18 protein-coding genes are annotated in these 22439 nt (G+C 72.8%); 4 read left to right on the top strand and 14 right to left on the bottom strand.

Going from position 1 to position 22439, the window contains the following annotated elements; translation table 11 throughout:
- Nucleotides 1-17 precede the first annotated feature (17 nt).
- Nucleotides 18-1538 (bottom strand): aldehyde dehydrogenase family protein, encoded by a 1521-nt coding sequence (locus tag ASC56_RS22345; RefSeq protein WP_055493265.1) that lies wholly within the window; start codon nucleotides 1536-1538, stop codon nucleotides 18-20.
- A gap of 214 nt (nucleotides 1539-1752) precedes the next feature.
- On the opposite strand from ASC56_RS22345, the gene ASC56_RS22340 reads away from it, so the two are divergent.
- Nucleotides 1753-2535, top strand: coding sequence for a hypothetical protein (locus tag ASC56_RS22340; protein WP_055493264.1), 783 nt, complete (start codon nucleotides 1753-1755; stop codon nucleotides 2533-2535).
- Nucleotides 2536-2622: 87 nt separating this feature from the next.
- On the opposite strand, the gene ASC56_RS22335 is transcribed toward ASC56_RS22340, so the two are convergent.
- The 5 genes from ASC56_RS22335 to ASC56_RS22315 all read right to left on the bottom strand — a co-directional run bounded on the left by ASC56_RS22335 (nucleotide 2623) and on the right by ASC56_RS22315 (nucleotide 7832).
- Nucleotides 2623-3612 carry a malate dehydrogenase gene (locus ASC56_RS22335; protein ID WP_055493263.1) on the bottom strand — a complete coding sequence of 330 codons (990 nt, stop codon included), beginning with the start codon at nucleotides 3610-3612 and terminating at the stop codon, nucleotides 2623-2625.
- A 431-nt stretch (nucleotides 3613-4043) separates the two neighbouring features.
- Nucleotides 4044-5264 (bottom strand): XRE family transcriptional regulator, encoded by a 1221-nt coding sequence (locus tag ASC56_RS22330; RefSeq protein WP_079102640.1) that lies wholly within the window; start codon nucleotides 5262-5264, stop codon nucleotides 4044-4046.
- A gap of 389 nt (nucleotides 5265-5653) precedes the next feature.
- On the bottom strand, nucleotides 5654-6199 hold the full coding sequence (locus tag ASC56_RS22325; RefSeq protein WP_055493262.1) for a helix-turn-helix transcriptional regulator: 546 nt from the start codon (nucleotides 6197-6199) through the stop codon (nucleotides 5654-5656).
- A gap of 276 nt (nucleotides 6200-6475) precedes the next feature.
- The gene (locus ASC56_RS22320) at nucleotides 6476-6961 is read right to left on the bottom strand and encodes a DUF3017 domain-containing protein (RefSeq protein WP_055493388.1); all 486 of its coding nucleotides are present in this window, start codon (nucleotides 6959-6961) and stop codon (nucleotides 6476-6478) included.
- Nucleotides 6962-6977: 16 nt separating this feature from the next.
- Entirely contained in the window at nucleotides 6978-7832 is an 855-nt protein-coding gene (locus ASC56_RS22315; RefSeq protein ID WP_055493261.1) for a bifunctional methylenetetrahydrofolate dehydrogenase/methenyltetrahydrofolate cyclohydrolase, read from the bottom strand.
- Between the two features lie 260 nt (nucleotides 7833-8092).
- Here ASC56_RS22315 and ASC56_RS22310 point away from each other — a divergent pair, with 260 nt between their 5' ends.
- Nucleotides 8093-8749 carry an RDD family protein gene (locus ASC56_RS22310; RefSeq protein WP_055493260.1) on the top strand — a complete coding sequence of 219 codons (657 nt, stop codon included), beginning with the start codon at nucleotides 8093-8095 and terminating at the stop codon, nucleotides 8747-8749.
- A gap of 101 nt (nucleotides 8750-8850) precedes the next feature.
- On the opposite strand, the gene purH is transcribed toward ASC56_RS22310, so the two are convergent.
- Both purH and purN read right to left on the bottom strand, forming a co-directional pair.
- Nucleotides 8851-10443, bottom strand: coding sequence for a bifunctional phosphoribosylaminoimidazolecarboxamide formyltransferase/IMP cyclohydrolase (gene purH, locus ASC56_RS22305; protein WP_055493259.1), 1593 nt, complete (start codon nucleotides 10441-10443; stop codon nucleotides 8851-8853).
- Nucleotides 10440-11090, bottom strand: a complete 651-nt coding sequence (gene purN, locus ASC56_RS22300) for a phosphoribosylglycinamide formyltransferase (protein WP_055493258.1) — start codon at nucleotides 11088-11090, stop codon at nucleotides 10440-10442. The genes purH and purN overlap by 4 nt, the downstream gene beginning before the upstream one ends.
- A 339-nt stretch (nucleotides 11091-11429) precedes the next feature.
- On the opposite strand from purN, the gene ASC56_RS22295 reads away from it, so the two are divergent.
- Nucleotides 11430-12221, top strand: a complete 792-nt coding sequence (locus ASC56_RS22295; RefSeq protein WP_055493257.1) for a hypothetical protein — start codon at nucleotides 11430-11432, stop codon at nucleotides 12219-12221.
- Nucleotides 12222-12312: 91 nt separating this feature from the next.
- Here ASC56_RS22295 and ASC56_RS22290 read toward each other — a convergent pair whose 3' ends face one another.
- Nucleotides 12313-13983 carry a DUF6350 family protein gene (locus ASC56_RS22290; protein WP_063784993.1) on the bottom strand — a complete coding sequence of 557 codons (1671 nt, stop codon included), beginning with the start codon at nucleotides 13981-13983 and terminating at the stop codon, nucleotides 12313-12315.
- Between the two features lie 96 nt (nucleotides 13984-14079).
- Here ASC56_RS22290 and ASC56_RS22285 point away from each other — a divergent pair, with 96 nt between their 5' ends.
- Nucleotides 14080-15204 (top strand): helix-turn-helix domain-containing protein, encoded by a 1125-nt coding sequence (locus ASC56_RS22285; protein ID WP_055493256.1) that lies wholly within the window; start codon nucleotides 14080-14082, stop codon nucleotides 15202-15204.
- A gap of 205 nt (nucleotides 15205-15409) precedes the next feature.
- On the opposite strand, the gene sucD is transcribed toward ASC56_RS22285, so the two are convergent.
- The 5 genes from sucD to ASC56_RS22260 form a co-directional block, all read right to left on the bottom strand.
- Nucleotides 15410-16294 (bottom strand): succinate--CoA ligase subunit alpha, encoded by an 885-nt coding sequence (sucD, locus tag ASC56_RS22280; protein ID WP_055493255.1) that lies wholly within the window; start codon nucleotides 16292-16294, stop codon nucleotides 15410-15412.
- Nucleotides 16295-16315: 21 nt separating this feature from the next.
- Nucleotides 16316-17497: an ADP-forming succinate--CoA ligase subunit beta gene (gene sucC, locus ASC56_RS22275; protein ID WP_055493254.1), complete on the bottom strand. Its 1182-nt coding sequence runs from the start codon at nucleotides 17495-17497 to the stop codon at nucleotides 16316-16318.
- Between the two features lie 541 nt (nucleotides 17498-18038).
- Nucleotides 18039-18248, bottom strand: a complete 210-nt coding sequence (locus tag ASC56_RS22270; protein WP_234377017.1) for a hypothetical protein — start codon at nucleotides 18246-18248, stop codon at nucleotides 18039-18041.
- Between the two features lie 589 nt (nucleotides 18249-18837).
- Complete coding sequence (locus ASC56_RS22265; RefSeq protein WP_055493252.1) at nucleotides 18838-20037, bottom strand: VWA domain-containing protein; 1200 nt, start codon at nucleotides 20035-20037, stop codon at nucleotides 18838-18840.
- Complete coding sequence (locus tag ASC56_RS22260) at nucleotides 20034-22394, bottom strand: DUF5682 family protein (protein ID WP_055493251.1); 2361 nt, start codon at nucleotides 22392-22394, stop codon at nucleotides 20034-20036. The genes ASC56_RS22265 and ASC56_RS22260 overlap by 4 nt, the downstream gene beginning before the upstream one ends.
- Between the last annotated feature and the right edge of the window lie 45 nt (nucleotides 22395-22439).

The following is a 22439-nucleotide window of genomic DNA, read 5'->3' as shown; positions in this document are numbered from 1 at the left end:
GCGGGTGGGGCGGGGGCTCAGCCCGCGAACCAGCGGACGGGGCGCGGCGCGAGGTTCTGGTAGACGTGCTTGGCCTCGCGGTACTCGGCGAGGCCCGCCGGGCCGAGTTCGCGGCCGATGCCGCTCTTGCCGAAGCCGCCCCACTCCGCCTGCGGGAGGTAGGGGTGGAAGTCGTTGATCCAGACGGTGCCGTGCCGCAGCCTGCCCGCGACGCGGCGGGCGCGGCCGGCGTCGGCGGTCCAGACACCGCCGGCGAGGCCGTACTCGGTGTCGTTGGCGAGCCCGATCGCCTCGTCCTCCGTGCGGAAGGTCTCCACGGTCAGGACGGGCCCGAAGACCTCCTCCCGGACGACCTTCATCTCCCGGTGGCACTGGTCGAGCACGGTCGGCTCGTAGAAGTAACCGGTGGCCGGCCTGGTCTCGGCCGGCTCGGGGCGCCTGCCGCCGCAGCGCAGCACCGCGCCCTCGGCGAGCGCGGAGGCGACGTACTCCTCGGTCCTGGTGCGCTGCTGCGCCGAGACGAGCGGGCCGCACTCGACGTCCTTCTCGGTGCCGCGCCCGAGGCGGATCCGGTCGGCCCGGCGGGCGAGTTCGGCGACGAAGCGCTCGCTGACGGACTCCTCGATGATGAGGCGGGAGCCCGCCGAGCAGACCTGGCCGCTGTGGATGAAGGCCGCGTTGAGGGCCTGGTCGACGGCGGTGTCGAAGCCGTCGTCGGTGGCGCAGGCGTCGGCGAAGACGACGTTGGGGTTCTTGCCGCCGAGTTCGAGGGCGATCTTCTTGACGCCCGCGGCGGCGGCCTGTGCGACCTTCGTGCCGCTGACGAGTCCGCCGGTGAAGGAGACCAGGTCGACGCCCGGGTGTTCGGCGAGCCGGGCGCCGACCGTGTGACCGGGCCCGGTGACGAGGCCCGCGACCCCGTCGGGCAGCCCGGCCTCGACGAGCAGGTCGATCAGCGCGATCGTGGTCATCGGGGTGATCTCGCTCGGCTTGACCACGAAGGTGTTGCCGGCCGCGAGGGCCGGTGCGATCTTCCAACTCGCCTGCAGCAGCGGGTAGTTCCAGGGTGTGATCAGGGTGCACACACCGACGGGCTCGTGCACGACGACGCTGTGGACGTCGGGCGAGCCGGCGTCGACGACGCGGCCGGCGCCCTCGGCGACGACGAGGTCGGCGAAGTAACGGAAGGCATCGGCGACGCAGTCGACGTCGATCCGGCCCTCTTCGACCGTCTTGCCCGCGTCCCGGCTCTCCAGGAGGCCGAGCTCTTCACGATCGCGTATGAGGAGGTCGGCGACCCGATGCAGCAGCGCGGCGCGCTCGGCGACCGGCGTGCGCGGCCACGGCCCCTCGTCGAAGGCATGGCGGGCGGCGGCGACGGCCGCGTCCGCGTCCCGTTCGCCCCCCTCCGCGACCAGGGCCAACGGCTCGGCATCCGCGGGATCGAGGATCTCGCGGGTGGCGCCGGAGAGGGCCGTGCGCCACTTTCCGGCCACGTGAATGGTCTCTGCTGCCTGCCGTTCCTGATGTCCGGCCATGATCGGTCTTGCCTTCCGTTCCAGATCGGTACCCCTGTGTTACAGACGTGTCACTCTCAGGGACCGGGTGCGCCTGCCCCTTGTTCGCATTTGCATGCACGCATCTGGCCGAAAGTGCGCCACGTCACTGAAAGTGCGGGCGAAAAGGGTGAAACGTAAGCTGAGAGTGACCGTCCGTAGGGGTGGCGTAATCGCCGCCCGTGGAGGTGACCTGATGCCCCGGATCCATGGCTTCGCGATCGCGACCGGTGCGGCGATGACAGCCGCGACGATGACCCTCTTGTCCTCGCCCCCGTCGGGCGCCGCCGCCCCGGCCCAGACCGGCGGCGGCCCGAGCGCGCAGCAACTGGCCGCGCAGGCTCGCGCGGGGCTGCAGAAGGCGAGATCGGTCCATCTCGGCTACGCGGATCGCGGTGCGCAGGCGACGACGAGCCGCACCCTGCCGACGGCCATGGATCTCTCACTCGACCAGGGTGGAGACTGCACGGGCACCCTGACCATGGGCGGGCACGGCGGCACGGTCCAGATCGTCAAGCGGGGCACCGACGTATGGCTGAAGCCGGACGCCGCGTACTGGAAGGCGGAGCTCGCCGGCAACCGCAGCAGCTCCACGACCGCGTCGTTCCAGAACCGCTACATCCACGGCACCACGTCCAGCGGGCTCCTCAGCGGCATCGCGAGCGCCTGCGACCTCAAGTCCCTCCAGCAGGTCGCGACGGGCGGCCCGGCCCTGCCGTCGTCCCTGAAGAAGGGCGCCCGGACGGCGCTGGGCGGCACGCCGGTGATCCCGCTGTCCTTCCGGGGGAACGGCCTGACGTCGACGCTGTACGTCACGGCGGACCCGACGCACCACCTGTACCGCGCCGCGCAGCAGGGCCCGGGCACCGACCTGGCCCTGACCTTCACGGGCTACGACAGGCCGGTGGTGCTGAAGATCCCGCCCGCGAACCAGACGGTGGACATCTCGACCGTGCAGGCCCAGCTGACCGGGGGCTGACGGAAGCGGACGGAAGACGGCCACAGGCCCCGCCCCGGATCGAACCGGGGCGGGGCCTGTGCGGGTGTGCGGCGGGGCCGCCGGGCGTCAGATGAGGCCCAGCGCGCGGACCGCGTCGCGCTCCTCCTCCAGCTCCTTGACGGAGGCGTCGATACGGGCGCGGGAGAACTCGTTGATCTCCAGGCCCTGGACGATCTCGTACGTGCCGTCCTTGGTGGTGACCGGGAAGGAGGAGATCAGACCCTCCGGGACGCCGTAGGAGCCGTCCGACGGGATGGCCATGGAGGTCCAGTCGCCCTCGGCGGTGCCGTTGACCCAGGTGAAGACGTGGTCGATGGCGGCGTTGGCGGCGGAGGCGGCCGACGAGGCACCGCGGGCCTCGATGATCGCGGCACCGCGCTTGGCGACGGTCGGGATGAAGTCGTCGGCGAGCCACTTCTCGTCGTTCACGACCTCGGCGGCGTTCTTGCCGGCCACCGTGGCGTGGAAGATGTCCGGGTACTGGGTGGCGGAGTGGTTGCCCCAGATCGTCAGGCGCTTGATGTCGGCGACCGAGCTGCCGGTCTTCTTCGCGAGCTGGGTCAGCGCGCGGTTGTGGTCCAGGCGGGTCATCGCGGTGAAGCGCTCGGCCGGTACGTCCGGGGCGGCGGCCTGGGCGATCAGGGCGTTGGTGTTGGCCGGGTTGCCGACGACCAGAATCTTGACGTCGTCCGCGGCGTGGTCGTTGATGGCCTTGCCCTGCGGCTTGAAGATGCCGCCGTTGGCCTCCAGGAGGTCGCCGCGCTCCATGCCCTTGGTACGCGGGCGGGCACCCACGAGGAGGGCGACGTTGGCGCCGTCGAACGCGACGTTCGGGTCGTCGCTGATCTCGATGCCCTGCAGGAGCGGGAACGCGCAGTCGTCGAGCTCCATGGCCGTGCCCTCGGCGGCCTTCAGTGCCGGGGTGATCTCCAGGAGGCGCAGCTTGACCGGCACGTCCGCGCCGAGCAGCTGGCCGGAGGCGATGCGGAAGAGCAGTGCGTAGCCGATCTGGCCGGCCGCGCCGGTGACGGTGACGTTCACGGGAGTGCGGGTCATGGCGTTCTCCGTATGACAGCTGGCGGTGGGGCGTCCCTGCCCCGGGGTGCGGGATCCCCGCCACCGGCTTGTGGCCGGCGCCCGCCGCGATGATCGATCACGGGTATGAATGATCGATCTCTTGGCGTCAAGAGAGATCCAGCGGCCAGGCTATCGCGCATCCGGGAAGCCGGACCGCCGGGTCCCTGTGGCCCACCCCACAACGGACGACACGGCGGCCGCCCGTCCGGGAGAGGAGGGACTGAGGCAGCCGCCGTGGGGGTGTCCTGCCGGAAGGGGTATGGGCCTCCCGGCGCTGCCGGACTCCCGTGGGGGTACGGTGCCCCTGCCCAGGATCCGCGAAGGCATTCCTGTCCGAGGACCGGTTCTTGCCGGTTCTTCCGGAACGGACGTCGGCACGACTCTCGGAGCTCCAAGAGCTCCGAGCCGGGTCACGTCGTGCACCCCTTCCGCCCCGACTTCAGCGTCACACAGGCCTTCGCCGAGGCCGCGTCCTGCACGGCCACCATCGGTGTGTACGCGTCGGTGTCCGCGGCCGCGGTCACCGAGCCCGTCTGCCGGGCGACCACCGAGGCGCTCCGCCGGGACGATCCGCCCGAGGACACCTCGACCGTGTCCCCCTGAGCCGCCCTGGTGACACGGGCCCACGCCGCGCCGCAGGTCTTGCTGTAGCGCACCTCGACGAGGGTCGTGCCGACGGTGACGCTGGTGGTGGTCGTGGCCTGCGTCCCGCCGCACCCCATCTTCTCCGGGTCCTTGCCGGCGCAGCCGGCGCCGGCGCACTTGACCCCGGCCGGCAGGTCGGGGTTCGCGCTCGCCGACGGCGCGGACGGCCTGGGGGCGCCCGTCGCCTTCTTGTCGCCGCCGGTGACCGAGACGACCACCGCGATCACCACGAGCGCCCCGACCACGCCCCCGAGGAACATCGTCAGCCGCCGCTTGCGGCCCGCACCCGCGGACGCGCCACCGACGGCCGGCCGTCCGTCGCGCGAGGGCCCTCCCGCCTCGGCCGGGCCGAAGGTCCCGGGCGGCTCCGACGTCCTGGCCGGGCCGTCCGCCGACGCCGCCGGTGCCTTGGCGGCGGCGCTCCGCCCACCTGCCGCCGACGGCCCCCGGTACCCGGCCAGTCCCCAGGAGTTGCCGCCGGAGGCACGGCCCCGCGACTCCCGTGCGTCCGCCCCCGCGTCCCCGGACTCCGCGGCCGTCGGCTGGGACGGCACGACCGGGACCACTCCGGCGGGCCCCGCGACACCCGGTGTCGCCGTGGCGCTGCGGGCCGCCCTGCCGGCGCGGTCCCTGGTCTCGGAGGCCGTGGACTCGTCCAGCGCCGCGCGCGCCTGGGAGATCCGGATGGCCTCCATGGTCATGTCGTGGCGCATCTCCGAGCGGCTCCAGGCGCGCTCGGCCAGCTCCCACATGGTGGTCAGATGGACGGGATTGGTGCCGGTGACCTCGGCCAGGGCGACGATCGCGCCCTTCGGTGCGAGCAGCCGGCCGTTGAGGTAACGCTCCCAGGACGTCTTGCTGTAGCCCGTGCGGTCGGCCACGGCGGAGATGCTCAGCCCGCTGCGGTCCACGAGCCGCCGCAGCTGTCCTGCGAACTCCCTGACCTGCGGATCGAGTTCATCGGGCAAGGCCTTCCAGCGAGGCATCGCTTCCCCCCTCTTTCCCCCGGTGTGTACGGTCTCTCCCCCGTGCGTGGTGCCCGCTGCCGCGTCCCCGTTCTGGCTACCCACGGGGATGCGCCCGGCCAGGATTTCGGTTCCCGGGGCGGGGGCGCACGGGAGCATTGGGCGGGGGCATGCGCCGTTGCACGCCCGTCGGTCCGCGGCCCGGGCCTTCCACGGCCCGTTCGTACGGCCGGAATCCGCCGCGGCGCCGGGCTGTGAGCACCCGGCTCACCGCGCGGGACGCCCCGGACCGTCCCGGTTGGACACGTTAGCCCCGGTGTACGGCCGATTCGGCGTACATCCGGGAACTTGTCGACACATCAACACAACGGAAACACCGGGGTGATCTCGGCAGACTCAGGCGCATCAGCTCACCCGAGCGTGACGGCGCCGACGAGAGTGACGACGAGCAGCGCCAGCAGGGCCAGGAGCGCGGTGAGAAGGAGGCGCCGCCCGGCGGGCCTCGGCCGGGGCTCCTCCAGCGGCCGGTCCCACCAGGGAACGGTCGGATCGTCCTCGTACCCCCCGGGCGCGGGACCGCCCTCCGGGACCGGCGCCGCACCACCCACCGGTCCGCCCTCCGGGACCGGCGCCGCGCCGTCTTCCGGAGCCGTCGCCGGAGACGGCACCGGGGTCGGCGTCCGGGGCCAGGCGTGCACGGCCAGTTCCCAGCGCACACCGAAGCGCTCGGTCTCCTCACCCGTGAGTCCCGCCACCCGGCATAACGCGATGACCGCCTGGCGGGGCGGCGGCTGGGTGGCGTTGAGATAGCGCTGCCAGGAGGACTTGCTGTAGGCGGTGCGCGCGCCGAGGGCGACGAGGCTGAGCCCGGTGCGGTCCTTCAGGAGCCGCAACTGCTCCACGAAGTGCCGTACCTCCGGCGGCAGATCGTCCGGCAGCGGCTGCCAGGCGCCCATCGCTCACTCCTCCGCGTTGCCCGGTCCCAGAGCCTGTCTTCGTTCGATTGACGACGTCAGAGGCTGCGTCGGTTCCGTTGCGAGGCGCGGACACCGTAGCGGAACGGTCACTTCCGTGCCACAGGGAACTGCCAGGTGTTGAACAGCAACCGCAGGTGGATGAAGGTGTTTCCCCAGCGGCCCAAAACCGCACAGGCGCCCGGCCCTCCACGGGGGAGGGGCCGGGCGCCGCTTCGCGCTCGGTGCCATGCCGCAGCACGGGGCAGGGGCGCGGTGTCAGGTGCGGACCGTGAAGTGCAGCGTGTCGTCCAGGAACGGTATCTCCAGCCATGGCTTCGGCTGGGCCATCATCGCGAGCAGCACGATGGCGATCCCCAGAGCGCCGTAGGTGACCATGTCCGTGAAACGGGAGCGCACCGCGAGCATGCCCACGTCGGGCAGCATCCAGCGCATCACGGCACCGCCCAGCAGCGCGACGCCGATCAGGATCGTGCCGAAGCGGAACGCGTCCAGCGCGGTCAGCAGCAGCCCGAGCCCCACGACGCCCAGCACGGCGAGGATCGGCCACTGCCGTGCCGGCGCGGGCGCGCCACGGGGCGCGGCCCTGCCTCCACCCTCGGGGCGCGCGGTGTCCCGCGTGATGCGTGGGAACCGCCGGGTGGTACGCCGCGGCGTGCCGTCGGCGTCGGGTGCGCTGATGGCGTCCGGCACGGTCGGCTCGGCACCGCTTCCCGGCCGCTCCTCGGTCCCCTTCTCACGGATGCCCTCGGGCCTGTCCTCAACCGACACTGCGCTCCGCCGCCTCGACCACGTTGACCAGCAGCTGGGCGCGGGTCATGGGGCCCACGCCGCCCGGGTTCGGGGAGATCCAGCCGGCCACCTCGGCCACGTCCGGGTGGACATCGCCCACGATCTTGCCCTCGGCGCTGCGCGAGACGCCGACGTCGAGAACGGCGGCGCCCGGCTTCACGTCCTGCGGCCGGATCAGGTGCGCGGAGCCCGCCGCGGCCACGATGATGTCGGCCCGCCGGAGGTGGGCCGAGAGGTCGCGGGTGCCGGTGTGACACTGGGTGACCGTGGCGTTCTCGCTGCGCCGGGTCAGCAGCAGGGGCATCGGGCGCCCGATGGTCACGCCCCGGCCGACGACCACGACCTCCGCGCCCTTGATCTCCACGCCGTAGCGGCGCAGCAGGGTGAGCACACCGTTCGGGGTGCAGGGCAGCGGCGCCGGCTCGTTCAGGACCAGGCGGCCGAGGTTCATCGGGTGCAGGCCGTCCGCGTCCTTGTCCGGGTCCATCAGCTCCAGGATGCGGTTCTCGTCGATGCCCTTGGGCAGCGGGAGCTGCACGATGTATCCGGTGCAGACGGGGTCCTCGTTCAGCTCGCGCACGACCGCCTCGATCTCCTCCTGCGTGGCCGTCGCGGGCAGTTCGCGCTGGATCGACGCGATGCCGACCTCCGCGCAGTCGCGGTGCTTGCCCGCGACGTACTTCCGGCTGCCGGGATCGTCCCCGACCAGGATCGTGCCGAGGCCGGGCGTGACGCCCTTCTCCTTCAGCGCCGCCACGCGGGCGGTCAGATCGGACTTGATCGCGGCTGCAGTGGCCTTGCCATCGAGAATCTGGGCGGTCATGGCTCCCATCCTCGCGGATGACCCGCCCCCGGTTCCAATCCGGGCACCGCCCTGGTCCTTCCTGTCCGTTTCAGGCCATGATCAGTGATGTTGCACTTGCACAACACCTGGGAAATGCGACTGGACAAGGACTCGTCTCTCCTACAACGATGAACGGCGCAGTATCGCGGTCCGTGTTGGGGGGCAAACCGCTCGTACGTTGACGTTTCCTCCGCGCAAAATCCGCATCGTCCCCGCTTGTACAACGGAGGAAACCCGTCATGAGTTTCGGCTCGCCCAACAGCCCGTACGGTCAGCCGCAGAACCCGCAGCAGGGCTACGGCTACCCGCAGCAGGGGCAGCCCGGTTACGGCTACCCCCAGGCGCCCGGTGGCATCCCGCAGCAGGGGTACGGCTACCCGCAGCAGCCGGGGTACCCGGGCGGTGGGGCTCCTCGGGTCGCCTCGATGGGCCGCCGTTTGGGCGCCCGTCTCATCGACGGCGTCGTCCTCTCCGTCGTCTACCTCGTCCTCTCCGTCGCCGGCGTCGCCGGCTCCGTCGGCGCGGCCAAGAACTGCGACCCGAACGCCGCCGACTACCAGACCTGCATCAACAACGCCAGCGGCAACATCGTCGCCGCGGCCGGCGCGGTGGTCGGTGCCCTCGCGGTCTGCGGCCTGCTCTACGAGTGGCTGATGGTCGGCCTGGTGGGAGCGACCCTGGGCAAGATGGCCGTCGGACTTCGCGTGGTGAAGGCCGATACGGGCCAGAAGCCGGGCCTGGGCTCCTCGTTCATCCGCTGGATCATCCCGATGGTCGGCAGCCTCGCCTGCGGTATCGGGCAGCTGCTGGTCTACCTGTCCCCGTTCTGGGACAAGTCGGGCCGCCAGCAGGGCTGGCACGACAAGGCGGCGAGCACCATGGTCGTGCAGAACTGAAGTTCCCCCGGCCGCCCGCCGGTTGACGCGCACGTGAGATGACAACGGCCTCCGCCCCTCGACCAGAAGGCCCTGGGGGCGGAGGCCGTTGCGCCGTCCGCTCAGTGGAAGAAGTGGCGCGTGCCCGTGAAGTACATGGTGACGCCCGCCTGCTGCGCCGCCTGAACGACCTGCTCGTCACGGATCGAGCCGCCGGGCTGGACGATGGCCTTGACGCCCGCGGCGATCAGGATCTCCGGCCCGTCGGGGAAGGGGAAGAAGGCGTCCGAGGCGGCGTACGAACCACGCGCCCGCTCCTCGCTGGCCCGCTCCACGGCGAGCTTGCAGGAGTCCACGCGGTTGACCTGGCCCATGCCCACGCCGACGGAGGCACCGTCCTTGGCGAGCAGGATGGCGTTGGACTTGACGGCGCGGCAGGCACGCCAGGCGAAGGCGAGCTCCTCGAGCTCGTCGGGGCCGAGCGCCTCGCCCGTCGCCAGGGTCCAGTTGGCGGGGTCGTCGCCGTCGGCCTGGAGGCGGTCGGTGACCTGGAGGAGCGCACCGCCGTCGATCTGCTTGATCTCGGCCGGGTTCTCCGGACCGTTCGGCGCCCTCAGCACCCGGATGTTCTTCTTCTTGGTGAGGGCCTCCAGCGCGCCTTCCTCGTAGTCCGGCGCGACGATGACCTCGGTGAAGATCTCGGCGACCTGCTCGGCCATCTCCTTGCTCACCGGCCGGTTGACGGCGATGACACCGCCGTACGCGGAGACCGGGTCGCAGGCGTGCGCCTTGCGGTGCGCCTCGGCGACGTCCGCGCCGATCGCGATGCCGCAGGGGTTGGCGTGCTTGATGATCGCGACACAGGGCTCGTCGTGGTCGTACGCGGCACGGCGCGCGGCGTCCGTGTCCGTGTAGTTGTTGTACGACATCTCCTTGCCGTGCAGCTGCTCGGCCTCCGCCAGGCCGCCGCCACTGCCGTCGACGTAGAGGGCGGCGGGCTGGTGCGGGTTCTCGCCGTAGCGCAGGGTGTTCTTGCGCTCGTAGGTGACGCCCAGGAAGTCGGGGAAGACGGACTCGTCGACGGGCGCGTACGAGGACGCGAACCAGGACGCCACGGCGACGTCGTACGAGGCGGTGTGCTGGAAGGCCTCGGCCGCGAGCCGCTTGCGCGCGGTGAGGTCGAAGCCGCCGTCGCGGACCGCCGCGAGCACGTCCGCGTACCGCTCGGGGCTGGTGACCACGGCCACGGACGGGTGGTTCTTGGCGGCGGCGCGGACCATCGACGGGCCACCGATGTCGATCTGCTCGACGCACTCGTCGGGGGAGGCCCCGGAGGCGACGGTCTCGCGGAAGGGGTAGAGGTTGACGACGACGAGATCGAACGGCTCGACGCCCAGCTCGGCGAGCTGCTGCCGGTGGCTGTCCAGGCGAAGGTCGGCGAGGATGCCCGCGTGGACCTTGGGGTGCAGGGTCTTGACCCGGCCGTCCAGGCACTCGGGGAAGCCGGTCAGCTCCTCGACCTTGGTGACGGGCACGCCGGCGGCGGCGATCCTCGATGCGGTGGAGCCGGTGGAGACGAGCTCCACACCGGCCTCGTGGAGCCCGCGGGCGAGCTCCTCCAGCCCGGTCTTGTCGTACACGCTGACGAGCGCGCGCCGGATGGCCCGCTTGGTGCTCTCGGTGCTCCCGGCCGTGCCGGTGCTGTCGGCGGTCACTGGATTACTACCTTTCGTCCCTCAATGCGATAGCCGTTGCGGGCGAGCCGCCCCACGACCTCGACGAGCAGCCTTCGCTCGACTTCCTTGATGCGCTCGTGCAGAGCGCTCTCGTCGTCCTCGTCCCGGACCTCCACCACGCCCTGCGCGATGATCGGGCCGGTGTCGACGCCGTCGTCGACGAAGTGGACGGTGCAACCGGTGACCTTGGCGCCGTACGCGAGCGCGTCGCGCACGCCGTGGGTTCCGGGGAAACTGGGCAGGAGAGCGGGGTGGGTGTTGATGAACCGCCCGCCGAACCGCGCGAGGAACTCCTTGCCCACGATCTTCATGAATCCCGCGGAGACGACGAGATCGGGCTCGTACGCGGCGACGGCCTCGGCAAGGGCGGCATCCCACTCATCCCGGCTGCCGTGGTCCTTGACCCGGCACACGAACGTGGGCAGGCCGGCCCGCTCGGCGCGGGCGAGGCCCTCGATGCCGTCACGGTCGGCGCCGACGGCGACGATCTCGGCCCCGTAGGCGGCGGCCGACGTCTCCGCGATGGCGTCGAGGAGCGCCTGCAGATTGGTGCCGGACCCGGAGACCAAGACGACCAGACGCTTGGCCGCGGACTCGTCGACGGTCTCGGCCACGGACTCGGCCACGGCAAGGCCCTTTCTCGGGGGGAGCGTTCCTGCGGTCGCTCGAGAGAGCGTTTGTATGGTCGTACGAATGCTTCGCGCCCCGGGATACGGGGAAGTCTACGAAGCGGCCGACCGTCAGCAACGATACCGGCACACGGGAAGGCCCCCACGGGACGGGGGCGTGGCCGGCAGGTAGCGTCTGGGGAGGAGCCGCCCGGGGAAACCGGTTCGACGCGGGGAACGCGATGCCCGCGTGGGACGTTGATCCGGGACGGGTACGCCTGCCCGGCGCGCCCGCCGCAGGGCGAGCTCCGTGGCCAAGCCACCCGCCGGAACCTCCAAGGGGAAGACGCACACCTGATGCCGGACCGTAGTCTCCGACTCCCTCAGCTGCTGCTGCGCGAGCGGCACCCTTCGCCCGTGCCGCCGCGGGAGAGCGAGGAGAAGCCTTCCTCCGGGGGCGACTCCGCGGGCGCCGACTCCGGAGACGGCGAGCGGGGTCCGGAGGCGCCCACGGACGACAACCCCTTCGCGCCGCCGCCGGAGGGGGCGCCGGACCGTCCCTGGCGGCCGCGGCACCCCGCGCCCGGCCAGGGAGAGGGCGGCTCCGACGAGGGCGGGCACTCCCCGTGGGGCAGCCAGTGGAGCGACCGGCAGCCGGGCCCGGCGGCGGGCGGCCGCTTCGGCGAGCGTCCCGGCCGCCCCGGCGGACAGGGCGGCGGCCCGGAGGGACCCAGCGGCCCCGGCGCGGGTCTGCGCTGGGACCCCACGGACCCGGCGCAGCGCCGCGCGCGCTACGCGTTGCTCTGCGGAATGTGGGCCTTCTTCTTCGCCCTCTTCAGCTGGCCCTACGTGGCGCTGCTGCTGGGCGCGCTGGCGATGTACTGGGGCGGGAGCGCGCTGCGCGCCAAGCCCCGCGATCCCGGCCCGAACGCCCCCGCCCCCACGGCCCGCCCGCAGACCACGGCGGCGATCAGCGGCCTGGTCACGGCGTCCCTGGCCATCGCGATGGTGGCGGCCACGTTCACGGCCCAGTTGGTCTACCGCGACTACTACACGTGCCTGAACGACGCCCTGACGAGCACGGCGAAGCAGTCCTGCAACGACCTGCTGCCGAAGAACCTGCAGGGAGTCCTGGGAACGCACGACTGAGGGATCCTTGCACTATGCCCGCCCGGGTCGCGTGGTCTGGCACCGCACGGCGACGGGGCGGCCCTACCGCGGCTGGACGGCGCCCGCGCCCTCATGGTTCTTCCGGCGGCGGCGCCGACCGCGGTGCGGTCCATCCTGGCGCCGGTGGCGCCTCGCCCCGCGGCTCCGGTCCGGGATCCTTGGACAGGAACGGATCGACCTCGCCCGACAGCACCTCGTAGGGCTTGAGGTCGGGATCCTCCCATGCCCCGTCGCCCGGCCCGTCGGCGAACGGCGCAAGCGTCCGGACCGCCGCCGGCTCCGGCACGGGAGTCACCGGCGCGGGGACCCGGGGTGCCCGTACGCTCCGCGGCCACACCACCCGCCATCCGCGCCTCTTCCCCTCGCGCCCTTCCGCCACCGGCCGCTCCTGCGCCGGGCACCCCCGCAGCCGCCACGCCCGTACCGCCAGGCCCACCGGCACCCCCACCCCCACCGTCCAGCCGGCCGCCGCACCACCCACCTGCCACCCCACCGGCCCGAACCGCGCGAGCTCGGCCGCCCCGAGCGGCCCGCCCGCGGCCTCCGCGAGCACCCCGAACACCACCCCGCACACCACCCCCGCCACCACGACCGCCCCCGCCGTCCGCGCGGCCGACCACACTGCCTGCCGCCCCTGCTCCCGGTCACGGCACGCCGCCCTCGCCACGAACCACCCCACGGTCGCCCCGGCCGCGACCGGCACCGCCCCCACCGCCCAGAGCAGCGGCCCGCCCGCCGCTCTGGGCACCGCCGCCAGCAGCGGAAACGGGGGCAACAGCGCCGGGGGGCGCGCCGTGGACAGCGGCCCCATCGCATGGCTCACGCCCAGCACGAACCCGGGCCCGAGCCCGTACGCCGCCCCCCACACCGCCGCGTTCGGCACCAGCGCCGCCGCCAGGAGCAGCACCGCACACCGCCCCGACCACCCCTCGGTGAGCTGCAGGAACGACGCCTGCGCCGCACCGCCGTGGCACACCAGCGACACCCCCACGAGCACCGCTCCCCCACCCAGGAGCACGGCCGCCCCGGCCAGGGCCGCATGCACGGAGACCCGCAGTCGTTCCCGCCCCTCACGATCGGTCGCCCCCGCGGCCATCGCCCCGCGCACGCCCGGGGGGAGCCGTTCGAGCCTTCGGCGCGCACCCGGCGGCAGGGACCCGAGCGGGCGCCCGTACGCCGTCCACACCCCCGTGCCCGCCGACACCACGACGACCAGCGGCAGGCACGCCGCGGTCCAGGTCCACGACGGCCGCAGCACTCCGCCGGAGGCGAACGCCGCCGCCGCGGCAGCCACCCCGAGGTAGCCCGCCACGACACCGCACCACGCCGTGCGCGCGGGGACGAGCGGCGCGTCGCCTCCCTCGGCGTCCACGTCCTCCCGGTCCGTCGCGTCGCGCCCCGCCCGATGCAGCAGCCACACCGGCAGCGCGGCCAGCAGCAACGGTGTGACACCGATGGGCGCGGCCACCCCGGAGAGCGTCTCGGTGCGGATGAGGTCGACGCCGTGCGCCAGCAGCCACAGCGAGGCCGCCACGCGCAGCGCGCCGCCCGGTCCGCTGTCGGGATAGGGCGAACTGATCCACAGCGTCATCACGAGCAGGGCGCACGAGCCGAGCCCCAGCACCGCGGCGACGATGCCGTCCAGGAGACTGGCGCCCAGCCCGGGCGACCGGTCCCGTACCCGGGCGAGCAGGGGCGGCAACGGCGTTCGGTGGTCGGTCCATTGGGTCACGACGGCCATGCTCCCAACGACACGCGCTTTCCCGTCGTAACAGGCGAAGCCCCGCTGTGTCGCTCAATATACTTTTATGTACCTTTTCGCACGGAGGGCCGCCCTGTGACACAGAGCCCCGCCTCCCCGCTGCCACCCCCCAAGGAGCTCCGACGCCTTCGCGAGGCCGAGTCGCTGACCCAGGCTCAGGTGGCCGCCATGGTGGGCGCCTCCCTTGAGACGGTGCTCTCCTGGGAGACCGGCGGCACGGCCCCCCAGGGCCGTCATCGGGAAACGTACGCACGACTGCTCGCCGGGTGGGCGGCGAAGAACGCGGCCCCCGCGAGGAAGCCGCAAGGAGAGCTGAGGTCTCGTCACGCGCCCCCGCTGTACGCGCGGCCGGCCGGCACCGAGGGCCCCGTGCTTCCCTGGCGGCCGGGCCGTGCCACGAACTTCGTGACGCCCCATCAGGCCTTCGACGAGTTGTACGGAATCTGCGCCGCCGCCCTGGTACGGCAGGCGTATCTGCTCACCGGCCGCCGCGAACTGGCCCGCGAGTCGGTCGAGCGGGCCTTCCAGCTGGCGTGGCAGCGCTGGCCCGAGGTGGCCCGGGACCGGGATCCGGCGGGATGGGTGCGGGCGGCGGCACACGACTGGGCACTCTCGCCCTGGCACCGCTTCCGTCCGCGCCACCGGCACGCCGAGCCACCGCCCGCCGCCCCCGCGGACCGGGCACTGATGCAGGCCCTGCTGAAGCTGCCGCCGGTCCACCGGCGCACGCTGGTGCTGTACGACGGTGTCGGTCTCGGCCTGCCGGAGACCGCGGCCGAGACGGAGGCGAGCACCCCCGCCGCGGCCGCCCGGCTGCTGTACGCCCGCGAGGTGGTGGCCGCGCTCGTGCCGGAGCAGGCGGCGCCGGAGGTGCTCCATCGCAGACTGGCCGAGCTCGCCTCGTCCGAACATCTGCGCGCCGCCAGAGCGCTCTCGGTCCGGACCTTCGGCGAACGCCGTATCCGCCGCTGGACCCGAGGGGCGCTCGTCCTCACCGCCGCGATCACGGGTGCGACCATCCTGACTCTGCGCACCGCCCCGGACCACTACGAACGGCCGGTGGCCCGGGGAACGGCGATCCAGGACATCCCGGCACGCGCCGCCCAGGGCCCGCTGTCCGATCGCCAACTGGAACTCCAGGCGAAGCTGAGGTCGGAGTCCCACGCCGGCCCGGAACGGCTGATGCCGGAGGCCCGCTGAACCCGCGACCGCCCGTCGGCGGTCCTGGTCACCGCGAAGCCGCGGCCACCGTCGGGCCGTCGTGGTCACCTCCGGCAGTCCTGGTCACCGCGAAGCCGCGGCCGCCATCGGGCCGTCGTGGTCACCGCCGGGTACAGCCCCGTGAAACGCCAGGGGGCCCGCCCCCACCAGGGGTACGGGCCCACCGGACGTTCAGCCGGTGACCTCAGCCGGCCAGGATCTCGCGCGCGAGCTTGGCCGTCTCCGTCGGCGTCTTGCCGACCTTGACGCCGGCCGCCTCGAGCGCCTCCTTCTTCGCCTGGGCGGTGCCCGACGAACCGGAGACGATGGCGCCCGCGTGACCCATGGTCTTGCCCTCGGGCGCGGTGAAGCCCGCGACGTAGCCGACGACCGGCTTGGTCACGTTCTCCTTGATGAAGGCCGCGGCCCGCTCCTCGGCGTCGCCGCCGATCTCACCGATCATGACGATCAGGTCGGTGTCGGGGTCGTCCTGGAAGGCCTTCAGCGCGTCGATGTGCGTGGTGCCGATGATCGGGTCACCGCCGATGCCGACGCAGGTCGAGAAGCCGAGGTCACGCAGCTCGTACATCATCTGGTACGTCAGCGTGCCGGACTTCGAGACCAGGCCGATGCGGCCCGGCTTGGTGATGTCGGCCGGGATGATGCCGGCGTTCGACTGACCCGGGGTGATCAGGCCGGGGCAGTTGGGGCCGATGATGCGGGTCTTGTTGCCCTTCTTGCCGGCGTACGCCCAGAAGGAGGCCGTGTCGTGGACCGCGATGCCCTCGGTGATGACGACCGCGAGGGGGATCTCGGCGTCGATGGCCTCGACGACCGCGTCCTTGGTGAACTTCTCCGGGACGAAGATGACCGAGACGTCGGCACCGGTCTGCTCGACGGCCTCCTTGACGGAGCCGAACACCGGTACCTGGGTGCCGTCGAAGTCGACGCTCTGGCCCGCCTTGCGCGGGTTGACGCCACCGACGATGTTCGTGCCGGAGGCGAGCATGCGACGGGTGTGCTTCTGACCCTCGGAGCCGGTCATGCCCTGGACGATGACCTTGGATCCCTTGGTGAGGAAGATAGCCATGGTTGTGTGTGACCTCGTCCCTTACTTCGCGGCAGCAGCCAGCTCGGCGGCCTTGTCGGCCGCGCCGTCCATGGTGTCCACACGCTGCACGAGCGGGTGGTTGCGGTCGTCCAGGATCTTGCGACCCAGCTCGGCGTTGTTGCCGTCGAGGCGCACGACCAGCGGCTTGGTGACCTCTTCGCCCTTGGACTCGAGGAGCTCCAGGGCCTGCACGATGCCGTTGGCGACGGCGTCGCAGGCGGTGATGCCACCGAAGACGTTGACGAAGACGGACTTGACGTCCGGGTCGCCCAGGATGATCTCCAGGCCGTTCGCCATGACCTCGGCGGAGGCGCCACCGCCGATGTCGAGGAAGTTGGCGGGCTTGACGCCCTTGTGGTTCTCACCGGCGTAGGCGACGACGTCCAGGGTCGACATGACCAGGCCGGCGCCGTTGCCGATGATGCCGACCTCGCCCTCGAGCTTGACGTAGTTGAGGTTCTTCTCCTTGGCGGCCGCCTCGAGCGGGTTGGCGGCGGCCTTGTCGTGGAGTTCCTCGAACTCGGGGTGGCGGAACTCGGCGTTGTCGTCCAGGGACACCTTGCCGTCGAGGGCGAGGACATCGCCGGAGGCGACCTTGGCGAGAGGGTTGACCTCGACCAGGAGGGCGTCCTCCTTGACGAAGACCTCCCACAGCTTGACGAGGACGTCGGCGATCTGGTCGGCGACCTCCGCCGGGAACTTGGCCGCGGCGACGATCTCCTGGGCCTTCGCCTGGTCCACACCGTCGATGGCGTCGATCGCGATCTGGGCGACGGCGTCGGGGCGAGTGGCGGCGACCTCCTCGATCTCCATGCCGCCCTCGACGGAGGCGATGGAGAGGAAGGTGCGGTTGGCGCGGTCGAGGAGGAAGGAGACGTAGTACTCCTCGACGATCTCCGGAGCCGTCTCGGCGATCATCACCTTGTGGACCGTGTGGCCCTTGATGTCCATGCCGAGGATGTCCGTCGCGCGGGCGACCGCCTCGTCCGGGGTGGCGGCCAGCTTCACGCCGCCCGCCTTGCCGCGGCCACCGACCTTCACCTGCGCCTTGACGACCGACTTGCCGCCCAGCCGCTCGGTGATCTCGCGCGCCGCCTCAGGCGTGTCGATGACTTCACCGGCCAGCACCGGTACACCGTGCTTGGCGAAGAGGTCCCTCGCCTGGTACTCGAACAGGTCCACGCGCTTCCGTCCCTATCAGTGATCTCGCGGTTCGTTGGATGCGTGGGCGTGCCGCGAAGGGCAACGTGACGTCCGCTGTGTCACAAGGGAGGCGCACACGGTGTCCGAGCGCGCGGCATGTCCGTCTCGCAGGTTATCGCCGCTCGCCGTGGGGCTCTAAATCACAGATCACACCTGAGCGGTGATACCTGTCACACGTGCACCCTACGACTGTCGGCGGAGTCGGCGGCAGGGTCCCACCGGGTCGGGGTTGGCCCGGTGGGACCCTTGTGCCGCCCCGCAGGGGCGCGGGACGGGCGGGCCCCACCCCAATGGGGCCACCCGTCCGGACCGCGGGATCCGGCTCGGGCAGGCCGACGGCTTTCGGCCACCCGGTGCCTCGGCCCCCCGGAGTCGGTCGGGTGCCGTACGCCGGCGCCGACGGGCACACGTCGTACGGCACCGACGGGTCGGACGGAGTACCTGCCGTACGGGCCGTGCTGCAGGTGGCTCGGGGTGACGGACTCGGCGACGCCCTGGACGCCGGTCACCGCGCGGGCGGTCAGCGAGCTGCCGTCCGCGTGGGCGTCCCGGCCAGGCCCCCGGCGAAGGGCGCGACCTGACCCACGACGCCGTGCGCGCACAGGCCGGCCTCGCCCGCGACCTCGCCGGCGAAGGGCCGCACGTCACCCGCCACGCCGTACGCCAGGTCCGTGGCGCTGCCCGCCACCCCGTGCGCGACGGGCTGCACGGTGTCGCTGACCGGCCGCACGACCGGCTGCACCGCCCCGACCGCTGCACCGCCCCGACCACGCCGTGCGCGAACGGCTGCGCCTCCTCACCGACGCCGTACGCCGACCGCGTCGCGCTCCCGGCGACGCCCTCACCGAGCGACGGAACCTGGCGGGCGACCCCGCCCGCAAAGGGCCCCACGTCACCCGCCACGCCGTACGCCGGCCGCGTCGCGTCTGACCGCCTGCCCGGCGACGGGCACGAACCCGTGGGCGGCGGGCCTGGGCGACCGGCGGCAGCACCGAGGCGGCCACATCACCGGTCGCCCGGCCCGCCGCGCCGTGCGCCGGCGGCTGCCCGTCGGCCGCGACGCCGCGGGCGAGCGTGGACGCGTACCCGGCGGCGTGCCGCGCGAGTGGCTGGACGTCCGCCCCGACCCCGTGCGCCAGACCGGCCGCGTTGCCGACGGCGTGCCCCGGCGACCGGCGGCACACCACAACCCGCCCAGCGTCAGACGCAGCGCACGCCGCCCCACCGCCACACGCATCGCGCGCAGTGCGGCACCGGCGAAGGGCAGAGCGGCCGGCAGGGTCAAGACGGTGAGAGCCTCCGTGCACCGCCCACCGGCGTCATGCCGTCTCCGGTATCGGCAGGGGACGCTTCTCGATCGCCGCCGCCATCACCTCCGGGAACAGGTCGGGCGTGCACGCGAACGCCGGGGCGCCCAGCGCCGCGAGGGCCGCCGCGTGCTCGCGGTCGTACGCCGGTGCCCCCTCGTCCGAGAGCGCGAGCAGCGCCACGAACTGCACCCCCGACGCCTTCATCGCCGCCACCCGCCTGAGCATCTCGTCCTGGATCCCTCCCTCGTACAGATCGCTGATGAGGACCACGACCGTCTCCGTGGGCCGGGAGATCTGCGACTGGCAGTACGCCAGCGCCCTGTTGATGTCCGTGCCCCCGCCGAGCTGGGTGCCGAAGAGGACGTCGACCGGGTCGTCGAGCTGGTCGGTGAGATCCACCACGGCCGTGTCGAACACGACGAGCCGGGTGGCGATGGACCGCATGGACGCGAGGACCGCCCCGAACACGGACGCGTACACCACCGATGCCGCCATCGACCCCGACTGGTCGATGCAGAGGACGACCTCCTTCTTCACGGACCGGGACGCCCGCCCGTACCCGATCAGCCGCTCCGGCACGACCGTGCGGGACTCCGGCAGGTAATGCTTGAGGTTGGCCGCGATGGTGCGGTTCCAGTCGATGTCGTGGTGGCGGGGCCGGTTGACGCGGGCACTGCGGTCGAGGGCACCGGTGAGCGTGGCTCTGGTGCGGGTGGCGATCCTCTTCTCCAAGTCCTCGACGACTTTGCGCACCACCGCACGCGCCGTCTCCTTGGTGGTCTCCGGCATCGCCTTGTTCAACGAGAGCAGCGTGCCGACCAGGTGCACGTCCGCCTCGACCGCCTCCAGCATCTCCGGCTCCAGCAGAAGCGTGGACAGCCCGAGCCGGTCGATGGCGTCGCGCTGCATGACCTGGACGACGGACGAGGGGAAGTACGTGCGGATGTCGCCGAGCCAGCGCGCGACGGACGGCGCCGAAGCCCCGAGGCCCGCCGAACGGTCCCGCCCCCGCTGCGGCCCGTCCCCCTTCCCGTACAGCGCGGTCAGTGCCCCGTCCATCGCCGCGTCCCGCCCCGTGAGCCCGTACCCGGTGCCGTCCGAGGCGTCTCCGCCGAGCACGAGCCGCCAGCGCCGCAGCCGCTCATCGGCTCCGGCCGCCCGGCCGTCCGACGGCGCGCCGTCCACCCGGTCGGTCGAGTGCGTGCTCATCCGGCCACCCCCACGACGTCGTTGACATCACTGCCGTCCGGCTCGTCCAGCCCGAGCAGCAGGCGCAGCACCGGGACCACCGCGTCCGCCCGCCCGGTATCGAGGCCGGAGCCGAACCCGGGGACGCCGGGCCCGGTGGCCACCACGCTCCCCCGCGCGTCCGGGCCGCGTCTCACCAGCTCACCGAGCGTGCGCCGCACTCCCGGCTCGTACGCCGAGAACGTGCGCCGCAGCAGGGGCAGTACGTCCGTGAACGCCTCCGCCGGCACCCCGGTCAGCCATGCGTCCACCAGCCCGAGCAGCCGCTCGTCGTGCACGAGCAGCATCCCTCCGCCGGAGCCGCCTCCGACGAACCCCTCGATCCACGCGGCCGCGTCCGCCGGCGCCGTCCCCGGCGACAGCACGAGCCCCATCAGCCGCGCCGCCTCCTCGTGCCCCATCTCCCCGTCGTCCAGAAGCAGTCGAACGGCACGGCCGCGGACGACGCCGGGAACGGTGTCCCGTCCGCAGAGCGCCCGCAGCACCGAGCGCCACCGCCCGCGCAGCTCGCCGTGGGCCGCGCCGGCTCCCTCTTCCAGGAGCCCCACCGCACCGTGCACCGCGTCCACATGGCGGCGCATCTCCTCGGCCGCCTCCGCGTCCAGCGCGGCGCAGGCCGGTGGCAGCCCTACGAACACGCGCTCCGCGAGGCCCGCCGCGACGCCCGCCAGTGCGTGGGTGTCCGTGCCGCGCACGTCGCCGTAACGCAGCGAGCGGACCAGGGCGGGCAGGGCCTGGGCGAGGTGGCCGACATCGGCGTCGAGGGCCGCGCGGTCGGCGAGCACCCGCATCACCACGGGCAACGCGTCCGGCAGTTGTGCCAGCAGGCACCGTTCGGCGAGCGCCGTGACGTCGGCGAGCGACCGCGCGGCGACCGCGTCAGCCTCGGCCTTCGCGGTCGCGGCAGCGAGCACGGTCGTCCCCCACACCCCCGCCTCGGCGACCTGCACCGCCAGCTCCGGCTCCCAGCGCAGCCGCCATGTCTCCCGGAACGTCCCCGTGCTGCCGCGCGAGGCCGCGGGCTCGCCCCAGCCGATGCCGAGCAGCCCGAGCCGGTGGAGCAGCCGACTGCGTCCGGCGTCGGTCTCCTTGCGCAGATCCAGCTCCAACTCCCGCTCCAACGGCTCCGGTTTGAGCCTGAGCCGCTTCTGGAGCCGCGCGAGGTCCCGCTGCAGGGGAACGGCGGGGGCCGATGGCGGCACCTCCCCCAGAAGGTCGCCGACCACGAGCCGGTCGTGCACCAGCGCCAGCGGCACGTCCGAGCCGTCGCACAGCACGGCCCGCACGGCGTCCATCGTCTCGGACAGCCCCGGCAGCGGGCGCCCGCGCAGCGCCGCGAGCGTCTCCGCGAGCCGCACGGCCTCGATGACATGCGCGGACGACACGATCCGGTCCTCCTCGCGGAGCAGCCCCGCGACCTTGGTCAGCCACCGCTCCACGGGCCGGTCGGAGGCGCCGAACAGATGCGCGTACCAGCCCGGCGAGTCGATCCCCGCCCCGTAACCGCCGGCCTTGGACAGCCTCCGGTGGGTCCAGGGCACCCAGGTCATGTCCGTCTTCGCCTTGGGCAGCCCCTTCACCAGGGCGCGATCGGCGGCGACAGCGGTCCTCCGCCGCAGCGCGGGCACGTGCCAGGCCCCGCACACCACGGCCACGTCGGGGCCGAACTCCCGCTGCGCCGCCCGCATCTGGAGCCGCATGTACGCCTCGCGCACCCGGTCCCGCTCATGCCCTGCGGTGCCGTACGCCTCGCGCAGCGCGGTCATTGCCTCTTCGAGCACGGTGAACGGCGCGAGCGCGTCCCCCTTCCCCGCTCCCCGGTGCTCGACGACGTCCTCCCACCACCGCTCCGGGTCGTCGTACCCGGCGGTCCCGGCGAGCACCGCCAGGGGATCGACGCGGAGGGCGTCGTCCTGCGGCCTCTCCTGCCCACCCGGCTCCGGCGCATGTCGCCCCTCCTCCCCTGCCAGCGTGTGGGTGGCCGGCAGATCGATGAACCGGGCCGCAGCGCCATGTTCCAGGGCCCAGCGGATCGCCACCCACTCCGGGGAGAACTCGGCCATCGGCCAGAACGCCGATCGTCCCGGCTCGTCCACGGCATGGGCGAGCAGCGCCACCGGCGGACGCATCTCCTCGTCCGCGGCGAGCGGGATCAGGGCGTCCGCCTCCGGTGGTCCCTCGATCAGTACGACCCGCGGCCGCGCCACCTCCAGCGCGGCCCGCACGGCCCGTGCGGATCCCGGCCCGTGATGGCGCACCCCGAGCAGCAGCGGCCCCTCGCCGGCCGTCGCGCCCGGCGGTGCGTCAACGCCTGTCATGGGCTCCCCCTCGCCTCCGGGACCACCGCGCCGGCCGGCCGTCCA

Source organism: Streptomyces sp. TP-A0356, from assembly GCF_001417775.1.
Lineage (GTDB): Bacteria > Actinomycetota > Actinomycetes > Streptomycetales > Streptomycetaceae > Streptomyces.
Note: the sequence above shows the minus strand (reverse complement) of the source record. Positions and strands in the feature narration are given on the sequence as shown.

Excerpts from the sequence above, each read along its gene's own strand:
- ASC56_RS22325 (WP_055493262.1), bottom strand. The coding sequence starts at position 6,199 with ATGGGCGCCTGGCAGCCGCTGCCGGACGATCTGCCGCCGGAGGTACGG.
- ASC56_RS22335 (WP_055493263.1), bottom strand. The coding sequence starts at position 3,612 with ATGACCCGCACTCCCGTGAACGTCACCGTCACCGGCGCGGCCGGCCAG.
- sucD (WP_055493255.1), bottom strand. The coding sequence starts at position 16,294 with ATGGCTATCTTCCTCACCAAGGGATCCAAGGTCATCGTCCAGGGCATG.
- ASC56_RS22260 (WP_055493251.1), bottom strand. The coding sequence starts at position 22,394 with ATGACAGGCGTTGACGCACCGCCGGGCGCGACGGCCGGCGAGGGGCCG.
- ASC56_RS22345 (WP_055493265.1), bottom strand. The coding sequence starts at position 1,538 with ATGGCCGGACATCAGGAACGGCAGGCAGCAGAGACCATTCACGTGGCC.
- ASC56_RS22310 (WP_055493260.1), top strand. The coding sequence starts at position 8,093 with ATGAGTTTCGGCTCGCCCAACAGCCCGTACGGTCAGCCGCAGAACCCG.
- ASC56_RS22315 (WP_055493261.1), bottom strand. The coding sequence starts at position 7,832 with ATGACCGCCCAGATTCTCGATGGCAAGGCCACTGCAGCCGCGATCAAG.
- ASC56_RS22265 (WP_055493252.1), bottom strand. The coding sequence starts at position 20,037 with ATGAGCACGCACTCGACCGACCGGGTGGACGGCGCGCCGTCGGACGGC.
- ASC56_RS22290 (WP_063784993.1), bottom strand. The coding sequence starts at position 13,983 with ATGGCCGTCGTGACCCAATGGACCGACCACCGAACGCCGTTGCCGCCC.
- ASC56_RS22340 (WP_055493264.1), top strand. The coding sequence starts at position 1,753 with ATGCCCCGGATCCATGGCTTCGCGATCGCGACCGGTGCGGCGATGACA.
- ASC56_RS22295 (WP_055493257.1), top strand. The coding sequence starts at position 11,430 with ATGCCGGACCGTAGTCTCCGACTCCCTCAGCTGCTGCTGCGCGAGCGG.
- ASC56_RS22330 (WP_079102640.1), bottom strand. The coding sequence starts at position 5,264 with ATGCCTCGCTGGAAGGCCTTGCCCGATGAACTCGATCCGCAGGTCAGG.